The sequence below is a fragment of the Schnuerera sp. genome (genome assembly GCF_035459645.1).
In the GTDB taxonomy this organism is placed as follows: Bacteria; Bacillota; Clostridia; order Tissierellales; family Tepidimicrobiaceae; genus Schnuerera.
The window spans coordinates 1-7,384 of the sequence record NZ_DATHXO010000003.1 but is presented as its reverse complement, the minus strand read 5'-3'; the positions used below and the strand labels follow the sequence as shown (position 1 = coordinate 7,384).

Below are 7,384 nucleotides of genomic sequence, written 5' to 3'. Positions count from 1 at the left end.
GGAAGAGCTGCTGCACTACTACAAGTACTAAATGCTATAGCCCAAGGCTGAAAGGATTTTTTGTAAAACTTTAATGGATTCACTTTTGCTACAAAGAACAATATTAACGAATACCATACTGCTATATTAAATATATTTGCTCCATAATCTACTAAAATGAATTTAAATACAGGACCAAATATTCCTACTCCAAAGGTTGTTACAGCTTGTGCCATCAATCCAAATACTCCAATTGGTGTAAATTGTATTACAATATCAACAACTTTGTACATCATTTCAGAGCACCTATCTACTAAATCAACAATAGGTTTTGCCCTTTCTCCCATTAATAAAAGCCCAGCTCCAATAAATATTCCAAAAGAAATAATATGAAGCATTTCACCCTGAGCTAAAGATTCAAATATATTTGCTGGAAACAATCCTAGTATAGATTCAAATACCGTTGGTAATTCCTTCATCTCAACAGCCTCAGCTCCAAGTTCTGCTATATTTAATCCAGCACCAGGCTTAAATATATTTGCCATCATTAGACCAGTTCCTATAGAAAGAAAACCAGTTAAGAAAAAGAAAACTACAGTTTTAGTGCCAATACTTCTAAGTTTTTTGATTTCAGTAAGGTTAGAAACTCCACTTATTATTGAAAAAAGTACTAATGGAACTACTACCATTCTAATGAGCCTTAAAAATATATCCCCAAGTAGTCCAAGCCAAGGTAATAATTTGGCAACAAATGGCTGTTCTTTCCCTATTACGCTTAAAATAGCTCCCAAAATAATCCCTAAAAATAAGCCAATGAAAATTTTGTGGAATAATTTCAATTTTCTCTTTTTCACCAAATATCACTCCTTTAATCTCTTTACAATATTTTCTTTAACAACTTAAATCAATTACTAGCATCATCCCTCCTTCTACAAAGAAATATAAAAACCCAGCATTAATGACAATGGAAAATCATTAATACTGGGTTTTATTTGCTAAGCAATTCGGGTATAGCCTTATTGCCACAAATAAAGCAGTATCTTTACATTTTAATATTAAATTTTGAATAATGGCACTAGAAATTAAATTTTGAATTATCTAAACATTCGTCTTATTATTTACTATTCTATATACATTCAAAAAATCCTTCTTTTTTTAAAAAATTTTATTTTTATTTTATTTCCATTCTTAATAATATAAAAAGGTAGCTATACGTTAGCTACCTTTTTATATTTCAATGGATGTGCAAAGCCTACCTTAATATATTTCAATGGATGTGCAAAGCCTACCTTTATCTTATGCCCCTTGAAATACTTCCTCAAATTCTTTACCATCAAGGGTTTCTTTTTCAAGTAAAGCTTCTGCTACTTTATGAAGTTTGTTTATATTTTCCTTTAATAATTCTTCTGCTTTATTATATGCTCTATCTATCAAACTTCTCATTTCCCTATCTATCGCTGCAGCTACTTCCTCGCTATAGTTTCTAGATCTTCCTAAATCTCTTCCTACAAATACTTCTTCTTCGTCAGTACCATAGGTCATAGGTCCTAAATTACTGCTCATTCCATAATGAGTGACCATTCTTCTAGCTAATTTAGTTGCTCTTTCAATATCGTTTTGAGCTCCAGTGCTTATATCCCCTAACACTAAAGCTTCTGCTACTCTACCACCTAACAAAGAGATTAGCTCATCTTCCATTTTGCTTTTAGTCATAAAGTATTTATCTTCCTCTGGTAAATAAGCAGTAAATCCTCCTGCCATACCTCTTGGAATAATAGTCACCATATGAACTGGATCTGCATTAGGAAGAAGTCTTGATGTTATTGCATGACCAGCTTCATGATAAGCTGTAAGTCTTTTTTCCTCTTCACTGATAACTCTACTTTTCTTCTCAGGTCCAGCAACAACCTTTATAGATGCTTCATCAATAATATCCATAGGAATCTTCTTCAAATTATTCCTTGCTGTTAATAATGCTGCTTCATTAGTTAAGTTTTCTAAATCTGCTGGCGAAAATCCTGGAGTTCTTTTAGCAACAACTTTTAAGTCTACATCTCCATCTAAAGGTTTATTTTTAGTGTGAACTTTAAGAATTTCTTCCCTAGCCTTTATATCTGGTAATCCTACAAATATCTGTCTATCGAATCTACCTGGCCTTAAAATGGCAGGGTCTAAAATATCAGGTCTATTAGTTGCTGCCATGACGATTATTCCCTCATTAGTACCAAAGCCATCCATTTCAACTAATAATTGATTTAAAGTTTGTTCTCTTTCATCATGTCCTCCACCAAGACCTGCACCTCTTCTTCTTCCAACTGCATCAATCTCGTCTATAAATATTATGCAAGGCGAATTTTTCTTAGCTTGTTCAAACAAATCTCTAACTCTACTTGCACCAACCCCTACAAACATTTCAACAAAATCAGAACCAGATATACTAAAGAAAGGTACTCCAGCTTCTCCTGCTACTGCCTTACTTAAATAAGTTTTACCTGTACCTGGAGGTCCTATTAATAGTACCCCTTTAGGAATTCTAGCACCTATCTCAATATATTTTTTTGGACTTTTTAAAAAATCCACTACTTCTATAAGCTCTTCCTTTTCTTCTTCTAAGCCAGCTACATCATCAAAGGTTATTTTTTCTCCATCTTCTTCTTTATGGATTTTTGCTTTGCTTTTCCCAAAGGACATTACTCTGCTACCTCCCCCTTGGGATTGTTGCATAAATGCAAACCAAAATACCACAATTATTAAAACCATAAAAATTGTTGGCAAAGCAGTGATAAACCATGGCTCAGATGGAATAGGCTCAGCCCCATAACTCTCTATTTGCTTGGTTTCAACCTTTTCCTTTAAATAGTTTTCATAAAAAGTATCTTCCATGTGTGTAGGTATCATAACTGCATATTGAGTACCATCTTTTAACTTACCTTTTAGTGTATCTCCTACAGTTATTATACTTCCCACTTCATTATTTTCTAAATGTAATAAAAATTCAGTTACATCTATTTCCTTAACTTGCTCCACATCTTTTCCAATCATAGTTACTACAAAAATAATGATGATAAGTAGAAGCAAATAAAGACTTGTTCCTCTAAAAAATTTTCTCAATCCAAGTCCTCCCTTCTATCCAATGTCAAGATTATATTCCTAGATTATAGCATATTTTCTGTTAAAAAACAACATTATCCTTTTCCAATTCCATAATTCACCTAGCTATAAATTTCTTCCTTTAAAGCTGCCACATATGGCAAATTTCTATACTTTTCAGCATAATCAAGACCAAAACCTACTACAAATTCATCTGGAATTGTAAACCCTGTATAGTCTACTGGCACGTCAGCTTTTCTTCTATCGGGTTTATCTAAAAGAGTAACAATTTTAACACTTTTAGCTCCTCGTTTTTTTAAATTATCTGTCAAATATGATAGTGTAAGCCCTGTATCTATTATGTCTTCAACGATTAATATGTCTTTGTCTTCTATACTACAGTCTAAATCCTTAATTATCCTAACTATTCCTGTAGATGTTGATGATTTTCCATAGCTAGATACTGCCATAAAATCCATTAAAACCGGCATATCAATATTTTTAGCAAGTTCTGCCATAAATATTACAGCCCCTTTTAATATACCCACTAACATTAGGTTTTTGCCTTGATAATCTTTGGTTATTTGCTTGCCTAATTCCTTCACTTTTACTTCAATTTGCTCTTCAGTCAATAATATTTCTTTGATAATATTCTCCATCTTTCTTCCTCCTTGAACCTAATATTATTTAATCAATTTAATTATTAGCACTTTTTTTGTATCAGCTGTTATCTTATATATATCACTACTTCTATAGCCAACTACCCATAGAATATTTTCTTCATCTGTTATTAGTGGGATTATATCCCTTTCTTCTTTAGGGATTTTTTCATCAATAAAATAATCTTTTATTTTTTTGCTTCCCTTCATACCAAAGGGCACGAAACGATCTCCATTTTTTCTATTTCTAATATATAGACCGCCTACTATTTTATCATAATCAAAGTATTTTACAAATTTATCTTTGGGAATTATTTTTATGTCTTTTTTAGGTAATACCTTCGCATTAATTTTAAATTGCAATTCATCTATATATGTAATACCTTCAATATCAATTTTAAATAAAAAATCCCTATGTTGACTGCTTTTTTTCTTTTCTATTACAAAATCATCATAGCTTGTCTTAGCTACTATATTATTGATTAAATCAATACTTTTCCCCGTCCCCCCTTCTAAGAATAATGTTAATATATCTAAAATATGTCTATTTGTGAATCCTTGTAAATCTCCATTTATATCAAAAATACAATTTCTTATAATCCTCTGTTGAACACTTCTATTTTCTTTCAAAAACAAACTTCCATTTAGAATTATACTATTCTTTTCTTTTTTTTGCACTAATTTGGCATAAGTTTCTTTAGAATATTGTTCTAAAAATTTGCTATCAATAGATACAACTTTGGATATTCTCCAAAGGGTATCAACAATATTTGGATTGAAATGTTTTTCTATATACGGTATTAACTCTAGTCTGATCCTATTCCTATTGTATATAGGCTCCAAATTAGTCTTATCAAGTCTAGTTTCAATATTTTTATCTGATAAATATCTTTCTATCTCTTCTCTTTCTATACCCAAAATAGGTCGTATTATATCTCCATTTATATATTCCATCCCTTTTAACCCATCTATACCAGTACCTCTAAAAAATCTCATCAATAATGTTTCTGCCTGGTCATTTTTATTATGAGCAACTGCAATTTTCCCTCCACCTATTTCAGTTAATATTTCTCTAAAAAAACCATATCGTAAAGCTCTTCCAGCTTCTTCAGATGAAATTTTCTGTTCTTTAGCATATTCGTCCATATTTACTCTCTTTAAATAAAAAGGCAAATTTAATTTTTTAGCTAAATTTTTTACAAACTTTTCATCTGACAGTGCATCTTTCCCTCTTACTCCATGGTTTACATGAGCTATAAATATATTAAAATCTATCTCTTTTTTTATATCCAATAAAATATAGAGCAATGCCATAGAATCTGGTCCTCCAGAAAGACCAATTACTATATTATCATTTCTTTCAATTAATTTGTTTTCTTTTATTATTGTTAAAACTTTATTTTCCACAAATATCACCCATATATATTATACATAATATTACCATTAACTTAAAATAGATTTTAAACCTAAAATAACAACAAAAACAAAACTGACTATACTAGCTACCAATATATAGTCAATTTTGTTTAAATTATCATAGCTTTTACTTCCATCTATTAACTTGGATAAAGTAGAAGAATATTGATTGAAGTCTACAAAATTGCCTTTAAGGCCATTTTGTAAAAAAATTTTTTCTTTTTCTTTTATAGAAAATCTATCAATTCTCTCTATAATTTCTTCTAAACTAACTACCAGTGGATTATATTCCTTTCCACCTATCAACGTTACCATGATCATAGTTATGCCAAATAATATACCTGTTTTTTTATTATAATTATATTTTACATTCCAAGAATTTATATTGTATGTAGGAGTATATTCCTTGGTAGGCATATTTTTCTTAGATAAACTTGCAAAATCAACAAAATAAATTTTCCCTTTTACATCTATTATTATATTTTCTAGTTTAATATCTGTATATTTATACCCTAATTTACTAATTTCATCTAAAATATTTACAAGAATTTTACCTATTTTAAATATTGTTTTCAAGCTCATTTTTTTATTAGTATTTATTTCTTTTAAGTTTTTCCCAAGGATATAATCCATTACAATAAAATTATATGTTTCCCCCATAAAATACCAATCATCAAAGTCATATACTTTTGGTATAAAATCAAAGTTTTTTAGTCTAACCATTGCGTTATATTCATTTGTTATAGATAATAAATCTTTTGAAACCTTTATAGCCTTAATGTTCCCTTTCTCATCTATCCCTCTATATACTTTACCAAAATTCCCTGAACCTATTAAATCAATAATCTTATACTTATTCTTATTCCATTTTCCCCTTATTATCATTAGACCACCTAAACCACGTATTGATTTGAAGGATGTTCTTCTTGAGTAAATACTCCTATAGCTCCTTCAAGAGCATAGCCTGTAGGAGTAATTCCTCCTGTAACTATCTTTTGAATTTTACCCTTTAATTCATCTATATCCATGGTAAAATCACATAATAGTTTATAATATTCTGTTTCATATGGGAAAATCATAACTCCTATATGATTTTCTCCTTTCCTTTCTTTCAAAAACATCAGCAACTCAAATACACTTTTCCTGGCTATATCAATCTTGTTTTTCATACTGCCACTTGTATCTAGTAAAATTAAACATTTTAAAGTAATTTCATTTCCTATTTTATCCACCATCTTTATTATCTTATTCCTATCATCTGGACTCATCTTATGTAATTCTACATCCATTAGTTCTTTTAATTCACTGCTTACTACTTCTTCTATGGAGCTATAAACAGAATTTATAGTAACTCTACTTAATGTTTCTGAAAGATTGCCTATATTAGTTAATTCACAAACACCTCCTCCATTTTCAGCTATACTTTCTAGTTCTGATATGGAGTTTTTATTCTTTTCATTATCAATAATCCCTATAGTATTTACTTTAATATTTGTATTTAAGGCTAACCTTGCAATATCTGCCGGTTCTGGTCCTACATTAGATTGACCATCAGATATAACTATAATTTGATTCAACATATATTTTCCTCCTTGAATTTTTATTTGGATTATTGACATCTTTTTTAAATTATATACTTTTTCTTAAACAGTTTTCCAAACCTTAGTTACTAATAAAGTCATATCATCTTTAATTTTGCCACCGCTAGACTCTTCAGAAGCCTTCATTATTTCATCTGCAATCTTTTTTGGATTCATACTGTTTATGTTGACGATAACATCTTTCATCCACTTTTCTACATTATCTGTAGATTCATTTGCCTCTAAAATACCATCAGACATCATAATAATAATATCCCCATCTTCTAAATATTCTTCATAAACGTTAAAATCCACATCTTTTAAAATTCCTACTGGCAAGGACTGAGAGTTTACAATATGAACTCTATCTTTTTTCCTAATGAAGGTAGCCGGAGCTCCAGTTTTGATTATCTGCAATTTGCCAGAATATAAATCTATTAAGGATATATCAAAAGTTGTAAATAACTCGTCGTTTGACTTTAGCATTAGTATAGAATTTATAGTTTTCAATGCTAATTCCTTGTCAAATTTAGCCTCTAAAAATTTCTCTAATAACTTTATAGCTATACTACTTTCATTATTGGCTTTTTTACCTACTCCCATCCCATCACTTAAAGCAACAAAATAACTGTTTTCTTTTTCTCCAAAGGTGTAGTTATC

At 30.0% G+C, this 7,384-nt stretch carries 7 protein-coding genes; all 7 read right to left on the bottom strand.

Going from position 1 to position 7,384, the window contains the following annotated elements:
* A partial coding sequence (locus VK998_RS00070) for a dicarboxylate/amino acid:cation symporter (protein WP_325224105.1) occupies window positions 1-833 on the bottom strand: 833 nt, incomplete at its 3' end.
* A 442-nt stretch (window positions 834-1,275) separates the two neighbouring features.
* The gene (ftsH, locus tag VK998_RS00065) at window positions 1,276-3,090 is read right to left on the bottom strand and encodes an ATP-dependent zinc metalloprotease FtsH (protein ID WP_325224102.1); all 1,815 of its coding nucleotides are present in this window, start codon (window positions 3,088-3,090) and stop codon (window positions 1,276-1,278) included.
* A 101-nt stretch (window positions 3,091-3,191) separates the two neighbouring features.
* A complete protein-coding gene (gene hpt / locus VK998_RS00060; RefSeq protein WP_325224101.1) occupies window positions 3,192-3,728 on the bottom strand; it encodes a hypoxanthine phosphoribosyltransferase in 537 nt (178 codons plus the stop codon).
* Between the two features lie 24 nt (window positions 3,729-3,752).
* Window positions 3,753-5,135, bottom strand: coding sequence for a tRNA lysidine(34) synthetase TilS (tilS, locus tag VK998_RS00055; RefSeq protein ID WP_325224098.1), 1,383 nt, complete (start codon window positions 5,133-5,135; stop codon window positions 3,753-3,755).
* A 36-nt stretch (window positions 5,136-5,171) separates the two neighbouring features.
* Entirely contained in the window at window positions 5,172-6,029 is an 858-nt protein-coding gene (locus tag VK998_RS00050) for a protein kinase domain-containing protein (protein WP_325224096.1), read from the bottom strand.
* An 8-nt stretch (window positions 6,030-6,037) separates the two neighbouring features.
* Window positions 6,038-6,724 (bottom strand): vWA domain-containing protein, encoded by a 687-nt coding sequence (locus tag VK998_RS00045; protein WP_325224094.1) that lies wholly within the window; start codon window positions 6,722-6,724, stop codon window positions 6,038-6,040.
* A 63-nt stretch (window positions 6,725-6,787) separates the two neighbouring features.
* Window positions 6,788-7,384, bottom strand: a 597-nt coding sequence (locus VK998_RS00040) for a SpoIIE family protein phosphatase (RefSeq protein WP_325224092.1), incomplete at its 5' end; no start/stop codon positions are given.